Here is a 15,265-nt window from a genome sequence, read left to right as displayed (position 1 = left end):
ATCAACTCCTTAGCGGCTCAGTTTTCTACGACGGTTACAGTGATATTGTCGCTTCCCCCAGCCTTCTTAGCCAAGGCAACAAGCCGTCCGGTCAAATCATCCGCGTCCAATTCCTGAGCAAGTCGAAAAATCTGCTCCTCATCAACATAGTTTGTAAGGCCGTCCGTACAAATTAAAAGCCGGCTGCCTTCCGGGAACGGAACCTCACAGTAATCAGCTTGAAGAAAGGAATCGACTCCGAGCGCCCGGGTGATAACGTTCTTCTGCGGGTGCTTTTTCGCTTCCTGAACGGTCAAATCTCCTTTATCCACCAGCTCCTGAACCATGGAATGGTCGGTGGTCAGCTGCCGAATTCCGTCCCGGGTAATCAGATAGGCTCGGCTGTCGCCGGCATGCGCGATACGCGCCACGCCGCGGGACACCACCGCGACCACAACCGTGGTTCCCATTCCGCTCAGAGCTTCATCGGTGCCGGCACGGGCGTGAACCTCGTCGTTTGCGTTCAGGACCGCTTCCGAAATCAGGTTTTGAATCTCCTCTTCACTGATTTCGGCGGAATAGCCGGTCAAAATCTGTTCGGAAATGCGGTCGACGGCAATCCCGCTGGCAACGTCGCCGCCGTTCGCTCCGCCCATCCCGTCGCAGACGACAGCCCAGGCCGCCCCATCGGGAAGAATCCCGCTTTTGCAGGCATCCTCGTTTGATTTTCTGACAAGGCCAATATCACTTTTACTAAAAATCCTCAACATTGGCCACCTCCTCTTTGAATCTGCGCTTCAACTGCCCGCAGGAGGCCTGAATGTCCGCCCCCAGCGTTCTGCGCACCGTCGCGGTAATTCCATGATTCAGCAAAGTCGATTCGAAAGCACGCAGCCGTTCCAACGAACTTTTATGAAACGCAAAGCCTCCCACATGGTTCACCGGAATCAGATTGACATGGCAAAGAATTCCGCGCAGCCTGCGTGCAAGCTCTTCGGCATTCTCCGTACTGTCGTTGACTCCTTCTATCATGGCATATTCAAAAGAAATACGGCGCCCTGTCAATTCGATATAGGTCCGGCATGCGCGGAGAAGCTCGTTCAGATTCCACCGGCTGTTGACCGGCATGATGCGGGAACGGATCTGATCGTTCGGCGCGTGCAGAGAAACCGAAAGCGTCAGCTGGTATTTCTTTTCTGCTAAATCATAAATTTTGTCCACGATTCCGCAGGTGGACAGAGAGATATGACGCATCCCTATATTCATTCCCTCTTTTGAGGAAACAAGATCCAAAAAGCGGAGCACCGCTTCGTAATTATCCAGAGGCTCTCCCATGCCCATTAAAACAATATTGGAAATTCTCTCCCCCGCGTCCATCTGTGCGGTCTGGACCTGCGAAAGGATTTCTGAGGCCGTCAGGTTGCGGGAGAAACCGCTCTTTCCGGTGGCGCAGAACGCGCAGTTCATTTTACAGCCGACCTGAGTGGAAATACAGACGGTACGGCCGTGGTGGTAGCTCATGAGTACGCCTTCCACCATTTCCCCATCGTTCAAGCGAAACAGGTACTTCACCGTATCGTCCAGTTCGGAGCAGTATTTTCGCTCGATTCGGGCGGCGGCTATGTAATACTCGGCCGCCAGTAGGTCGCGGAATTTTTTAGGCAGATTCGTCATTTCCTCGAAATCGGAAACGCCCCTGTGAAGCCAGCGGTAAATCTGTAACGCGCGAAAAGAGGGCTGGCCGGCAAAAGCCGTTTTCATTTCATCCAGCGTCATCGATTTCAGGTCCGTACGATTCAAAGTATCCTCCTATTTTTTGCGAAACGCCGCAACAAAAAATCCGTCCGTGCCGTGAACATGCGGCAAAAACGTCATCTGATTTTCCGGCTCCGCCACAGCACGCGGAAAACTCTCCGGCAATGAAATCGCCTTTGGCAGAAACCCCGGATGCTCGGAGAGAAAGCGGTCGGCAACCCGCCCGTTTTCCGCCGGATTCAGCGTACAGGTACTGTAGAAAAGGGTTCCGCCGTTTTGTACGAGTTCGGAAGACTTACACAGAATAAGGTACTGCAAATCAGGCAAACTGTCAATAGGACCCGGTAATTTAAAACGTATCTCCGGTTTACGCCTGATCACGCCGAGACCGGAGCACGGAACATCGCACAGAACCCGATCCGCCTTTTCCGGGTTTTCCTCGGGATGCGCGGCGTCCCGAACCGAAGCCCTGACGCAGGAAAGGTACAGCCGATGCGCCCCCTCGCGGACTAACTTGACCTTTTGCGGATATTTATCATAGGCGAAAATTTTTCCGCGGTTCTCCATCCGTTCCGCAAGGGTAAAGGTCTTGCCGCCCGGCGCGGAGCAAACGTCCGCCAACGTTTCCCCCGGCTGAGGATCAAGCAGGGCACACAAAATCTGGGAGGAAAGGTCCTGAATATGGAACAGCCCGTCCCGGTAGCAGCCGCTTTCCGCAACGTCGATACCCTTTAGAAACCGCAGCGCATGATCGGGCCACAAGACGCTTTCCGCGCCCGTTCCCTCTTCCCGAAGCCTTTCGATTAATTGTTCCTCCCCGACGCGGGTATTATTCACCCGGGCGAAAAGTTCAGGCTTCTGCGCCATACCTTTCAATAGTCCCAGCGCCGTTTCATCTCCGTACGACCGGCTCCACAGCGAAATCATCCATTCCGGACACGAGTATTCCACGCTGAGCCTCCGAACGGAGTCCGTTTCCGGCGCAAGCGGGGGGATTTTCGCGCCGCTTCTGAGAAAGTTCCGAAGGACGGCGTTGACAAAGCCGGACGCCCGCCGCGCCCCGCAGGTTTTCGCCAGATTGACGGACTCGTTGACCGCTGCCGACGGTGGAATCTTTGACAGATATAAAATTTGATATACGCCGATCCGGAGAAGTTCGAGCGCGACCGGCATGATTTTTTTCAGCGGAGTGCTGGAAAAACGGCTGATCACATAGTCCAGCGTGATTCTTTTTTCCAGTACTCCGTAGAAAATCGTTGTTGCAAGGGACCTTTCCCGCGGCTCCAGGCGCAGGCCGGTAAGAATATGATCCAACGCCAGATTGGAGTAAGCCCCTTCCGAGTCGACGCGGAGAAGAGCTTTCAGCGCCGCTTCACGCGCGCTTGTCATCAGCGGCGGCCCCTCCTGTTGCCGGCGATCAAGACAAAACGGAGAAGCGTAAGCAACGCCGTAAAACTTGCCGCCAGATAAGTCATTGCGGCTGCGCGCAAAACCTTTTTTGCTCCCTCCAACTCATCCGGGTAAAGAATTCCGGCATCGTTCAGCGCGCGAATCGCGCGCGAGCTCGCGTTGAATTCGACCGGCAGGGTGACAAGCTGAAACAAAACGACAAGGCTGTACAAAATGATTCCGGCATAAACGATAAAATCGTACTGAACGGGCAGAATCAGCCCGATAATGATCAGCGGCATGGAAAGATGAGAGCCGAAATTGGTCACAGGCACCAGCGCCGCCCGGATTTTATTCGGGAAATAGCCTTCCGCGTTTTGAATCGCGTGGCCCGCTTCGTGCGCCGCAACCCCGACCGCCGAAATGGATACGGAGGAATAGACGGATTCCGACAAACTGATGGTATCGTTCCGCGGATCGAAATTGTCGGTAAGATTTCCCGCGACCCGTTTGATGAAAATCCGATTGACTCCGCCGAAACGCGCGACGCGCTCCGCGGCCTCTTCGCCGGTGATCTGATTCATCGTGCGCACGCGGGAATACTTCGCGAAGGTCGAATTCACCCGCGATTGTGCGATCATGGTGACGATGAGCGCGGGCACCATGATCCAGAAGTATGTAAAATTGAAAAAATAAAAACCATACATTCCGGCATCCTCCTTTATCCGTTTCCTAAAATCACGCCTTCAGCGGGATGTCCCCGCAGAAAATCCGAACCCTTCATTCTTTTGCCGCCCTCCGGCTGAACCTCCAAAAGCTCAAGCACAGTACCGCCGCCGCAAACGGCCTTCAGCTCCGCTCCCGGAAGAATCTGCCCGGGAACGCCGCTGCTTTTCCCCGCCGCACGGGTTTTGTGTAGCTTCAGCTTTTTCCCTTCAAAAAGCGTACTGGCACCCGGCCACGGAGACAATCCCCGCACCTGGTTGTGAATCCGGTCCGCCGGCCGGCTCCAGTCAACCGGAGACAGCTCTTTACTCAGCATCCCGGCATAGCTGGATTCCCGATCGTTCTGCGCGACCGGAGCAATGCCGCCCTTTTCCAGAGCGTCCAGCGTGCGGACGATCAGCCGGGCCCCAATTTCGGCAAGCCGCGCGGTCAGTTCGCCGGATGTCTCATCCGGGCCGATTTCCGTGCGGTCCTTCATCAGAATATCGCCGGTGTCCAGCCCTTCCGCCATTTGCATCGTTGTAACGCCGGTCACCGTTTCGCCGTCCAGAACCGCCTGCTGAATCGGCGCCGCCCCGCGGTACTTCGGCAGCAGGGAAGCGTGGACATTTACGCAGCCCAGGCGCGGAAGCTCCAAAATGTTTTTCGGCAGAAGTTTTCCGTATGCCGCAACGACGATAACATCCGGCCTGAGACGGGCAATCGCAGTCTGCGTTTCCTCTCCCCGGAGAGTATCCGGCTGGAACACCTGAATTCCGTTTTCAACCGCCAGAACCTTAACGGGCGGCGCCTGCAGAATCTGTTTTCTGCCGACCGGTTTGTCTTTCCGGGTAAAGACCGCCGCGATTTCATGTCCTGCTCCGATCAGCGCCGAGAGAGAGGGAACGGCAAATTCCGGGGTTCCCATAAAAACAATCCTCAATTTCAGCCCTCCGAAGAATTCATATGTTCCAGTTCTTCCTTCGTCAGCATCCTAATCACATGGGTCAGGAATAAAATTCCATCCAGATGGTCGATTTCATGGCAGGAAGCCGTCGCCAGAAGGTCTTCCCCCTCATATTCAAAAAACTTTCCGTTGCGGTCCTGCGCGCGAACTTTTACGTGCTTGGGGCGCTTTGTGATCCCCCATTTCCCGGGGATGGAAAGGCAGCCCTCCATAGGCTCCTGCTCCCCCGATTTTTCAAGAATCACAGGGTTGATCAGCTCGCGCCCCCCCCTGCCGTCGCCAATGTCAATGACTACGGCCCTGCGTAGTATTCCAACCTGAATTGCCGCCAGCCCCACGCCGTTTTCTTCGCGAAGCGTATCCGCCATATCGTCCAGCAAAGTCCAGAGACGTTTGTCGAACTTTACAACCGGGCGGCATTTCTTATGAAGAAACGGATCTTCATCCGTTATGATGTTCCGTATTGCCAATGTTATTCCCCCATCTTATAAAATTGTTTCCGGGTTCATATCCGGAAATACCGTCACATCCGAATAGCTCCTGTCGGATGAAAAGCGAATCAGCAAATCGGAAATCATTCTGCGGATCCGCTTATTGTCGCGGCATTTTAATATCAGCTTATAACGATACCGGTTGCTGACGCGCCCGACCAGAGCGGGAGACGGGCTCAGCACCCGCAGCGGCTGGTCCGCGTAATCATCCCTCGCCGTCGTACATAACAGCGTAAAAAAAGCTTCGCTCGCCGCGCGGACCTTTTCCTCTCTCCTTCCGACAAATCCGATCACGCAGATGTCGGAAAAGGGAGGATACAGCAGCGACTTTCTCAAAGCGATTTCCCTTCTGTAAAACTCTGCGTAATTCTGGTCCGCCGCGAGGCGGATAATATCGTTTTCCGGGGTAAAGGTCTGGATGACGGCTCTTCCGGTAAATTTTCCCCGTCCCGACCGGCCGACTACCTGCGTCAGCAGGTCAAACGCCCGCTCGTAGCTTCGGAAATCGTCGCCGTACAGCGATTGGTCCGCCGATAAAACCCCTACTAAAGTAACATTTTCAAAGTCAAGCCCTTTCGCGACCATCTGGGTTCCGACAATGATATCATATGCTCCTTCGGAAAACTGTTTCAGCTTTTTGTCATAGGCGAACCGGGTCATCGTCGAATCCGCGTCCAGCCTTAAAATCCGGGCTTCCGGCAGCAGCTCCGCCAGCTGCTGCTCCGCGCGCTGAGTTCCGAACCCCGAATAGCGCATCTGCTCTTCACGGCAGTTCGGGCACTCCCGCGTGAACGGAACCGAATATCCGCAGTAGTGACACATCAGGCGGTTGTTCGCCGCATGGTATGTAAGAGAGATGCTGCAGTTCGGACAGGTCGCAACATGCCCGCACGACCGGCAGGAGACAAATGTATTATACCCCCTTCGGTTCAGCAATAAAATGGACTGCATCCCGTTTCGAAGGTTTTCCCGCAGCGACTCCGCCAGAAAGCCGCTGAGGATTCCGGCGTTGCCCTGTTCCGCCTCCCCGTTCATGTCGACCACGTCGACCTCGGGCAGGTGCGCGGAACCGTAGCGCTCGGAGAGGACATTCAGGGTATATCTGCCCGCCTGCGCGTGATAGTAGCTTTCAACGGACGGCGTGGCGGAGGCCAAAACCAGCAGGCACTTGTGGTAGGCGCAGCGGTATTTGGCGGCCTCGCGGGCATGATAGCGAGGAGACGATTCGGATTTGTAAGTGCCCTCCTGCTCCTCATCCATGATAATGAGCCCGAGATTCTGAAACGGCGCGAATACCGCGGACCGGGTGCCTACGGCGATGGAGGCGTCCCCGTTCCGGACGCGCTTCCACTCATCCAGCCTTTCGCCGAGGGAGAGCCCGCTGTGGAACACCGCGACCCCCGCGCCGTACCGGGCATGGAACAGGGAGATCGTCTGCGGCGTCAGAGAAATCTCCGGAACCATGACGATGACGCCCCGTCCGTCTTCCAGAACGCGGTCGATCAGCCGCATAAAAACCTGCGTTTTCCCGCTGCCCGTGACTCCGTACAGAAGCGAAACCCCTCCCTGACCGGCGCGGTACTGACTGTACAGGTTTCGATACGCCTCGTCCTGTTCTGCGGTCAGCTTTGCCGGCGGTGAAGATGACCCCTCCGGAACGTCGCCGTACGGATTTCGGTATACCTCCGCGTCAAAATACTGGGCGGCTCCCTTTTTGACCAGAGCGTCCACCACCACTGGTGTAACGCCGGAAAAATAACAGATTTCCTTTAACGAGGCGCATCCGGCGCCTCGCAGTACTTCAAGAGCGCATTTTTGCCTTGGGGTCAGTTTCGGCAGCTCCTGCGGATCCGTAAAGCGAACCATCTTCCGGGTGGCGTCCCCAACCTTTCGGAACGTCACGCTGTTTTTTTGAAGCAGGCCCTTTCGAAGCATTCGCTCCGGAAGGCTGCTGTCCGCAGCAAGCCCAACGTCACGCAGAAGCTTATCGCGCCGGACCGCCCTTCTCCGGGACAGATACGCGACGATTCTCGCTTCCTCTCCCTCCCCCGCTTTGGCGGCAATTTCGCCGGCGGGCCCGGCCAGAAGGTATTCCGTGCTGACCTGAAAAAGGATGCCCGCGGGAAAAAAGAGCCTTGCCGCGTCAAAGAGCGTGCAAAAGGTATGCTCACCGATCCAGGGAATCATCTGAAGCGCCTCCGGCGTCAGGAGAGGTTCCTTATCCAGTACGGATTCAATGGGTTTCAGCTTCTGGTCCGGCTCCCCCTCCTGTTCCGTCCTTTCCAGAATCATTCCCTGCCGTTTGGAATTTGCAGTGCCGAACGGAACAAGGACACGGCAGCCTTCTTTTGCCTCGGACAGAAGAGAAGTCGGAATGCGGTAATCAAACAATTTATCAAAATGATAAACCGTGTTCTCCACCGCGACTTTTGCGACGGCCACGGACATCCTCACCTTTCAGGCATTTTTCAGTCATCCGTGTCGTCGTTCTCCGTTGTTTTTTCAATCATGGTAAACTCATGGTTCACGTATTCCTGAACCGCTATCTCCACCGGTTTTTTCTCCAGAACTTCCCGGTTTTTTTCCGCAGTCTCCGCAATTTCACGCGCTCTTTTCGCAATGGCGACCACAAGGGAGTAACGGCTCTGGTCCGGCGTCAGAATTAAATCGGCAATCGGCTTAATCATTTCTTCAGGATCCTTTCAATCAGTTCTTGATTTCTGCTGGTTTTGTTTTTTTCCGCGTGGATGATTGCTTGAATCTGTGCCACCGCGGATTCAACCGTATCGTTGATGACAATATAATCGTAGTGAACGGCTGCCTGAATTTCCCGGCGCGCAGCCTGCAGACGGCCCCGGATTCCTTCTTCCGTTTCCGTTCCGCGCTGACGCAGGCGGTGCTCCAGTTCCTGCAAGGAAGGGGGAAGAATAAAAATCCCAACCGCATCCGGCCTTTTTTGCTTTACCTGCGCGCCACCCTGAACTTCAATATCCAAAACGACGTCCAGGCCCTGAGCAGTCCACTCTAAAATGGGTGTGAGCGGCGTACCGTAGCAATTCCCGCAATACTCGGCGTTCTCCAGCATTTTTCCATCGGCGGTTATTTCATGAAAGCGTTCCCGCGTCAGAAAAAAATATTCCTTCCCGTCCGTTTCGCCCGGCCGCGGCGCGCGCGTTGTGGCGGAAACGGAAAAGCGGATACTCGGATCCCCCGCCATAAGGTTTTTCACCACCGTTCCCTTCCCCGTGCCCGAGGGGCCCGAAAGAATCAGCAGGAGCCCTTCATTCGTCATCCTCGTCGAGCTCCTCTTCCGAAAGTTCGTCGCGGTCATTCAGTCGGTTGGCCACCGTTTCCGGCTGAACGGCAGACAAAATCACATGGTCGCTGTCCGTGATGATAACCGCTCTGGTTCTGCGGCCGTAGGTAGCGTCAATCAGTGCTCCGCGCTCCTTGGCGTCCTGAATAATACGCTTGATCGGAGCCGATTCCGGGCTGACAATGGCAACCAGGCGATTGGCAGAAACCATATTGCCAAAACCGATGTTGATCAACTTCATAATAATCCCCTTTTGCTTTTTCTATTCGACGTTCTGAACCTGTTCTCGGATTTTTTCTATTTCGGCCTTCATGTCCACAACCAGATGTGCAATTTCGGCGTCCACACATTTGGAACCTATGGTGTTCGCCTCCCGGTTCATCTCCTGGACCAAAAAATCAAGCTTGCGGCCGATTGCCTCACCGGTTTCCAGCATGGAATGAAACTGGCTGATGTGGCTGCGCAGACGAACCGTTTCCTCCGCCACGGAAACCTTGTCGGCGAAAACCGCGGCCTCCGTCAGAATCCTCTGCTCGTCAATGTTCACGTCCGTCAGCATCTCATGCAGCCGCTGGAGAAGTTTTTCCCGGTATTCCGTCACCGTTTTCGGCGACCTTTCCTCCACCTGACCGACAAGCTCCAGAATCGTTTTTGTCCGCTTGAGGAAATCGTCTTTCAGATGGCTCCCCTCCGTCTGCCGCATTGCGGAAAAGGACTGGAACGCTTCTTCGGCAACCCCCCGGACGGCCGTCCAAATTTCCTCTTCATCTTCTGGAGCCTGATGCACTGTAAAAAGGTCGGCATAGCGGGCCACCGTCATCACCGACAGGTCGTCGCGCAGACCGTAGCGCTTTTGCAGGTCGCGCAGAGCGGCAATATAACCCGACGCCAGGGAATGATTGACCAGCACTTCGGCATCGGCGCTTTCCAGCGTTTCAACCGAAACATAAAGATCGAGTTTTCCCCGCGCGACCCTGTCCTGGAGAAAAGACTTCAGCTTGGCGTCCAAAAAACCGTACCCGCGGCTGATGCGGGAAGAATAATCGAAATACCGGTGATTGACGGATCGGATTTCAACCGCGATATCCCGCCCTCCGACGATTTTCTCACTTCTGCCAAAGCCGGTCATGCTCTTAATCAAACTTATCATCTCATCTCTTTATTCTTCCTAATAAATCATAGTGATAATAAAAAAACTTATTCAGAAACAAATCATAATCCTATTTATTTTATCAGCTTTCCGACCATATTGTCAACTGCGGTTCCAAAAAGCCGGAATATAAAAAAACAGCCCCGTGAAAAAGAAACACGGAGCTGAAAAATCAAAAAATCAGACGGGGTGGATCATTTCCTTCCGATCGGCATGTTTTCCGTCAATCCCGTACTTTTTTTCGGCACGTTTTTTAAAGAAGTCCGTCGCAACCTTTGGGAACTGCGCGTAGGACAGCACGTCTTCTTCCTGCTCGGTCCACTCGGCGCATTCCTTTCTCAGGCTTTCGAGTTCCGGCTTGAGAAGATCCGCCGGACGACAGGTGATCCGCGGAGCGTCCCCGATAATTTTCTTGACGAATTCGTCGTCGACAGGGACAGGGGTCGTCCCGTATTTCCCGGCAACCAGATCTTTGAATTCGTTGGTGCACATCTTATACCGTTCTCCGGTAATTACGTTAAACACCGCCTGTGTGCCTACAATCTGGGAGGTCGGCGTGACCAGCGGTGGATACCCGGCGTCTTTGCGAACGCGCGGAACCTCTTCCAGAACCGCTTCGAACTGGTCCTCCTTGCCCGCCTGTTTTAACTGCGACAGCAGGTTGGACAGCATCCCGCCCGGCACCTGATAAACCAGAGCCTTCGTATTGGTCGCAAGCATTTTGGGGTCAATGAGACCGCTTTTGATATATTTATCGCGCAGAATCATGAAATACTCGCGGATTTCATTGAGAAGAATCAAATCAAGTCCCGTGTCGTACGGCGTGTCCTTGAGAGCGGCGACCATGGATTCCGTCGGCGCATGGGACGTACCCAGCGCGAGCGGAGACATGGCGGTATCCAGCAGATCCACTCCGGCCTCCACGGCTTTGAGTTCACACATGGAAGCAAGACCGGACGTATAGTGCGTATGCAGCTGAACCGGAATCTTTACCGCCGATTTGATTGCCTTGACCAAGTCATAGGTCTTATACGGCGTCAGAAGGGCGGCCATGTCTTTAATGCAGATGGAGTCCGCGCCGGCGTCCTCGATTCTTTTCGCGTAATCGACATAATACTCTTCGGTAAATACCGGGCCCGTCGTATAGGAGATTGCCACCTGGGCATGGGCGCCTTCCTTTTTTGCGGCCTTGATAGCTACGTTGAGGTTTTTGATGTCGTTGAGCGCGTCAAAAATACGGATAATATCGATGCCGTTGGCAACCGAACGCTGTACAAAATACTCCAGAACATCATCCGCATAATGACGGTAACCAAGCATATTCTGCCCGCGGAACAGCATCTGCAGCTTGGTGTTGGGGCAGTTTTTACGGATGATTCTCAAACGCTCCCACGGATCTTCATTCAGAAAGCGAAGGCAGGCGTCGAAGGTAGCGCCGCCCCAGCACTCCAGAGAATAGAAACCCACCTGATCCATTTTGCCAAGGATCGGCAGCATGTCGGAAAGCGGCATGCGGGTTGCCAGCAAAGACTGATGCGCGTCGCGCAGAACAACTTCTGTAATTCCAATTTTCTTATTCATTGCTCGGCCCCCTTACTGGAGGGTAACAAGGGGGGTCCCGCTCTCAACGCTGTCCCCTTTATTCACCAGAACGGATGCGACCTGCGCGTCATGCGGCGCCATAATCTCGTTTTCCATCTTCATGGCTTCCAGAACAACAAGGACGTCGCCCTTTTTGACGCTTTGCCCCGGTTTTACGTTTGCCGAGACAATGGTCCCGGGCATCGGGCTGGAAATCGTCTCTCCGCCGGCAGGCGCCGCTGGCTTCGGAGCAGGCGCGGACTTTGCCGGAGCGGGAGCGGCCGCTTTGGATGCGGGAGCGGCGGCAGGGACCGCCGCGGGAGCAGGTGCAGCCGGTGCGGGCGCCGCAGTTGCGCCAAGCTCTTCCACCTGAACGTCGTACGCCGTACCATTTACCGTAATTCTAAGATTTTTCATACTGATAGATCCCCCTGTCCTTCTCAATTAAAGCTGAATATCGGCATGCTTTTTCGGCAGGGTGGATACCCGTTTTCCGCTGAGCATGTCCAAACCCGCCAGAATTTCCGCGCGTGTTTCTTCCGGAGCAATAACCGCTTCAATGATCCCATCCGCTGCGGCTTTTTGCGCGGATGCTTCTGTTTTTCTGTACTCTTCAATCAGTTTTTTCCGGTCTTCCACCGGATTTTCCGACCCGGCAAGACGGTCGTTCCAAAGGAAAACCGCTCCCGTTTCCGGAGAAATTGCCGAGACGACGGCGTCCGGCCATGCCAGTGTAAAGTCCGAGCCGGCCCCTCTTCCCGCAATGGCGATATAAACGGGGCCGTACGCCGAGCCGGTCACAACCGTGATCTTTGCGGTCGTGGCTTCCGAATAAGCGCTGGAAAGCTTGGAAGCTTCCCGAAGCGATTCAAATTTTTCCGCGTTCACAATCGTAATAGCCGGAATGGAAAATGAATCGCAAAACCGCAGAAAACGCGCGGCCTTGGAGCAGGAATCTGGATCTATCACGCCCGAAAGGGCCGTAAAGCCCGCGACGGAACCGCCCATATAGGCCAGCCCCGTTACTGCGGAACAGCCGAATTGGGGGCTAAGCTCCAAAAATTCCCCGCCGTCGCAGATGGAGCCGATCAATTTACCGGCATCCGTTTCGCCCGCGGAGGGAGTCCCCGCAGGAGCTCCTGCGCCCTCGGACAGCAGCGCGGAGGACAGATTGTTGGATGGAAGCATGGAAAGAAGTCTGTGCGCGGCCTTGATTGCTTCCGTTTCATCCGCCGCGGCAATCTGGCACAGGCCGAGCTTTTCCGCTTCTTTTGCCGTACCGCCCTCGCCGTTCGTCGCGATGGTGAGTTCCCCCTTGTCCGACATCACGACAAAGTCCGCTCCGGCAGCGATCATCGCCGACGTGCCCGTGCAGGGACCCAGGATCACAGAGATCTGCGGCACCACGCCGGAAAGATTGTTTGCGTGCAGCAGAATTTCACCGTACGCCTCGAGGATGTCTCCATTCTCGTTCAGGCGCCCTCCGGCGGAATCAAAAATTCCGACGATCGGAGTTCCTGTTTTAACAGCCAGATGATAAATCTTTTTTATTTTGGAGGCCTGTGCTTTCGACATGGCTCCCCCATCTACATCGCTGTTCTGAGAAAAGACGCAAACCGGGCTTCCCTCCACAGTGCCGTAACCAGCCACCGCTTCCGCATACCCGCCCTGGGATTTCGCAAGGCCGTCTACCTCATGAAAGCTTCCATCGTCAAGCAGCGAAACAATGCGCAGATAGCCCTTGGTGTGCTTCACATCCTGCCCCGACTGCGCTGTTTCGGCATGACCGACATTCTTCATTTCCATTCCTCCGTTTTCGAGATTTCCCACCTGTTCAAGAAAAAAATAATTGTATTCATTATAAACGATTCCCAGTTAATTGGCAAGTCATTCTTGCCCCGGGAACGGATTTAACGGCCTTTCCCGCCTCTTGAATCTTGATTTCTTTTCTCGCGCGTTCCGCGCGAAGTTTTTAAAGCGGAGGCCGCTTTCCGGATCGGAGCAGCCGGCCCTGTCAGGCGCCGAACCTCTTCACCGGTCAGCAGACGCCACTTTCCGGGCGGAAGCATGCCCAGCTTTAAAAAACCGACCGCGGTACGGCGCAGACGTGCGACCTCCAGTCCAAGCTGCTCGCACATTTTCCGGATCTGGCGGTTCCGTCCTTCTCTGAGGATAATTTCCAGCACGGCTCGTCCGGGTTCCTGAGAAAGAACATGCACCACGGCGGGCGCCGTTTTTCTTCCGTCGATCACCATGCCGGTTGACATCTGAACCAGCTGTTCTTCCGTCACTGAAGGACGCACGGTTACACGGTATACCTTCGGAACATGATGCGACGGATGCATCATCGAGTTGGCAAACTCACCGTCGTTCGTCATCAGAAGAAGTCCCTCCGATTCCCGGTCGAGCCTGCCGACCGGGAATACGCGTTCCGGCACGTCCCGCACCAGTTCGGCCACGCATTTGCGGTCCATTTCGTCACTCATCGTGGTGATGTATCCCCGAGGCTTGTGGAGCATCAGATACACCTTCTCTACTTTGGTTTCAAGCGGTTTTCCATCCACGGTAATCCGGTCTCTGCCGGGGTCCGCCCGGCCGCCTATTTCAGCGACAATACCGTTCACACGGACTTTGCCCGCAAGAATCAATTCTTCCGCTTTCCTGCGGGAAGCGACTCCGGCTTCCGAAAGCAGTTTCTGCAGTCTGATTTTTTCGCCCAATCGATTTGCACATCCTTCAGACCGAAAACAAAACGCGGATCCGGTCCCATAGTTTTTCAAAGATATTCTTTTTCACCGCTTGGCGGGAAACGTTCCCGCCGGCTAACAGCTTTGTGGTCGCAACCGTGCCGGTTTCGTTTTGATACCGGACAAGCCCGAGAACCTGCCCCCGCTTGACCGGAGCATATAAAAACCGCGGCAATTCAACCGTGCGGCGAAGGTTCTGCACCTCGTCGGACGGCAGGAGCGCGGCTGCGCCCGCCGTTCCCAAAACCGAAACGCTGCCCGCGGTCCCGCCGACCACGGGGAGATTCAGACGGAATTCGGAATCATCCGCCTGAAAACAGGTCAGTCTGGAAAAACCATAATCCAGCAGTTTTTCGTGATCCTCCCAGTCGTTCGGATCGCTGAGGGTAACGGCAACCAGCTGAACGCCGACGCGCTGCGCCGCCGAAACAAGGCAGCGTCCAGACTTTTTCGTAAAACCTGTTTTGACCCCGTTGCAGCCGTCGTACATGCTTAAAAGCTTATTATGATTCGTATAGGTCACGGTTCGGTCGGGGTCGGAAAACCGGACCTGTATTTTTTTCTGCGATACGATCCTTGCGAATTCCGGATTCTTCAGCGCGGCCGCGGTCAGCTTCGCCAGATCCCCCGCAGAGGAATAATGCTCCGCATTATCCAGCCCGGACGGGGTGACATAATGTGTTTCGGACAGGCCGAGCTGAGCCGCCTTTTGATTCATGAGCGCAGCAAATCTTTCAGTGGAGCCGCCCACGGCGATCGCGGCGGAATTTGCCGCGTCGTTTCCCGACACGGAAAGCATCCCTTCCGCAAGCGCGGTCAGAGTGAGCTTATCACCGGCTTTCAGCCCCATGGATGATCCTTCCACCCGAATCATTTCCGGTGTGATCAGCACCGTCCTGTCATTTCGTGACGCGGCTTCCAGGGTAAGAAGAGCCGTCATGATTTTTGTCGTGCTTGCAATCGGAAGCTTTTCACGACTGTTTTTTTCATACAGGACCCGCCCGTCGGCAGCGCTGATTACCACAGCCGATTTTGCCGACACGGAGGGGGAAGCCTCGGCGCCGGCCGGACAGGAAAAAGAAGCCGCCGTCAGGGCGGCAAGAAAAATGGAAATCGCTTTTTTTAACAAATCAAACACCTGCCGGTTTATTTATATGCAGGCGGTTGATGCGCTACCATTCAATT

General features: G+C 54.9%; 16 protein-coding genes. All 16 read right to left on the bottom strand.

What is annotated here, in order from left to right; genetic code table 11:
• Nucleotides 1–17: 17 nt before the first annotated feature.
• On the bottom strand, nucleotides 18–749 hold the full coding sequence (locus CAFE_RS18350) for a Stp1/IreP family PP2C-type Ser/Thr phosphatase (RefSeq protein ID WP_228725083.1): 732 nt from the start codon (nucleotides 747–749) through the stop codon (nucleotides 18–20).
• Nucleotides 733–1,779 (bottom strand): dual-specificity RNA methyltransferase RlmN, encoded by a 1,047-nt coding sequence (gene rlmN / locus CAFE_RS18345; RefSeq protein ID WP_066644095.1) that lies wholly within the window; start codon nucleotides 1,777–1,779, stop codon nucleotides 733–735. Before rlmN ends, CAFE_RS18350 begins: the two co-directional genes overlap by 17 nt.
• 9 nt (nucleotides 1,780–1,788) lie before the next feature.
• The gene (gene rsmB, locus CAFE_RS18340) at nucleotides 1,789–3,123 is read right to left on the bottom strand and encodes a 16S rRNA (cytosine(967)-C(5))-methyltransferase RsmB (RefSeq protein WP_066644094.1); all 1,335 of its coding nucleotides are present in this window, start codon (nucleotides 3,121–3,123) and stop codon (nucleotides 1,789–1,791) included.
• Complete coding sequence (locus tag CAFE_RS18335; protein ID WP_066644093.1) at nucleotides 3,123–3,830, bottom strand: zinc metallopeptidase; 708 nt, start codon at nucleotides 3,828–3,830, stop codon at nucleotides 3,123–3,125. The genes rsmB and CAFE_RS18335 overlap by 1 nt, the downstream gene beginning before the upstream one ends.
• A gap of 14 nt (nucleotides 3,831–3,844) precedes the next feature.
• Complete coding sequence (gene fmt, locus CAFE_RS18330) at nucleotides 3,845–4,771, bottom strand: methionyl-tRNA formyltransferase (RefSeq protein WP_066644092.1); 927 nt, start codon at nucleotides 4,769–4,771, stop codon at nucleotides 3,845–3,847.
• A 2-nt stretch (nucleotides 4,772–4,773) separates the two neighbouring features.
• Nucleotides 4,774–5,265 carry a peptide deformylase gene (def, locus tag CAFE_RS18325; protein ID WP_156991402.1) on the bottom strand — a complete coding sequence of 164 codons (492 nt, stop codon included), beginning with the start codon at nucleotides 5,263–5,265 and terminating at the stop codon, nucleotides 4,774–4,776.
• Between the two features lie 15 nt (nucleotides 5,266–5,280).
• A complete protein-coding gene (gene priA / locus CAFE_RS18320) occupies nucleotides 5,281–7,734 on the bottom strand; it encodes a replication restart helicase PriA (protein ID WP_156991417.1) in 2,454 nt (817 codons plus the stop codon).
• Between the two features lie 20 nt (nucleotides 7,735–7,754).
• Entirely contained in the window at nucleotides 7,755–7,973 is a 219-nt protein-coding gene (locus CAFE_RS18315; protein WP_066644089.1) for a DNA-directed RNA polymerase subunit omega, read from the bottom strand.
• Nucleotides 7,970–8,578 (bottom strand): guanylate kinase, encoded by a 609-nt coding sequence (gene gmk, locus CAFE_RS18310; RefSeq protein WP_156991401.1) that lies wholly within the window; start codon nucleotides 8,576–8,578, stop codon nucleotides 7,970–7,972. The genes CAFE_RS18315 and gmk overlap by 4 nt, the downstream gene beginning before the upstream one ends.
• Nucleotides 8,568–8,849, bottom strand: a complete 282-nt coding sequence (gene remA / locus CAFE_RS18305) for an extracellular matrix/biofilm regulator RemA (RefSeq protein WP_066644087.1) — start codon at nucleotides 8,847–8,849, stop codon at nucleotides 8,568–8,570. The genes gmk and remA overlap by 11 nt, the downstream gene beginning before the upstream one ends.
• A 15-nt stretch (nucleotides 8,850–8,864) precedes the next feature.
• Complete coding sequence (locus CAFE_RS18300; RefSeq protein WP_066644086.1) at nucleotides 8,865–9,743, bottom strand: YicC/YloC family endoribonuclease; 879 nt, start codon at nucleotides 9,741–9,743, stop codon at nucleotides 8,865–8,867.
• A gap of 189 nt (nucleotides 9,744–9,932) precedes the next feature.
• Nucleotides 9,933–11,333 (bottom strand): oxaloacetate decarboxylase subunit alpha, encoded by a 1,401-nt coding sequence (locus CAFE_RS18295; RefSeq protein ID WP_066644085.1) that lies wholly within the window; start codon nucleotides 11,331–11,333, stop codon nucleotides 9,933–9,935.
• A 12-nt stretch (nucleotides 11,334–11,345) separates the two neighbouring features.
• Nucleotides 11,346–11,750, bottom strand: coding sequence for a biotin/lipoyl-containing protein (locus CAFE_RS18290; RefSeq protein WP_066644084.1), 405 nt, complete (start codon nucleotides 11,748–11,750; stop codon nucleotides 11,346–11,348).
• Nucleotides 11,751–11,777: 27 nt separating this feature from the next.
• Complete coding sequence (locus CAFE_RS18285; RefSeq protein ID WP_156991400.1) at nucleotides 11,778–13,133, bottom strand: carboxyl transferase domain-containing protein; 1,356 nt, start codon at nucleotides 13,131–13,133, stop codon at nucleotides 11,778–11,780.
• Between the two features lie 110 nt (nucleotides 13,134–13,243).
• A complete protein-coding gene (locus tag CAFE_RS18280; RefSeq protein WP_083209994.1) occupies nucleotides 13,244–14,053 on the bottom strand; it encodes a pseudouridine synthase in 810 nt (269 codons plus the stop codon).
• A 16-nt stretch (nucleotides 14,054–14,069) separates the two neighbouring features.
• On the bottom strand, nucleotides 14,070–15,218 hold the full coding sequence (locus CAFE_RS18275) for a D-alanyl-D-alanine carboxypeptidase family protein (RefSeq protein ID WP_330594093.1): 1,149 nt from the start codon (nucleotides 15,216–15,218) through the stop codon (nucleotides 14,070–14,072).
• Between the last annotated feature and the right edge of the window lie 47 nt (nucleotides 15,219–15,265).

The organism is Caproicibacter fermentans (genome assembly GCF_009746625.1).
GTDB classification, from domain to species: Bacteria; Bacillota; Clostridia; order Oscillospirales; family Acutalibacteraceae; genus Caproicibacter; species Caproicibacter fermentans.
This window is presented reverse-complemented; position numbering and strand designations above follow the sequence as displayed.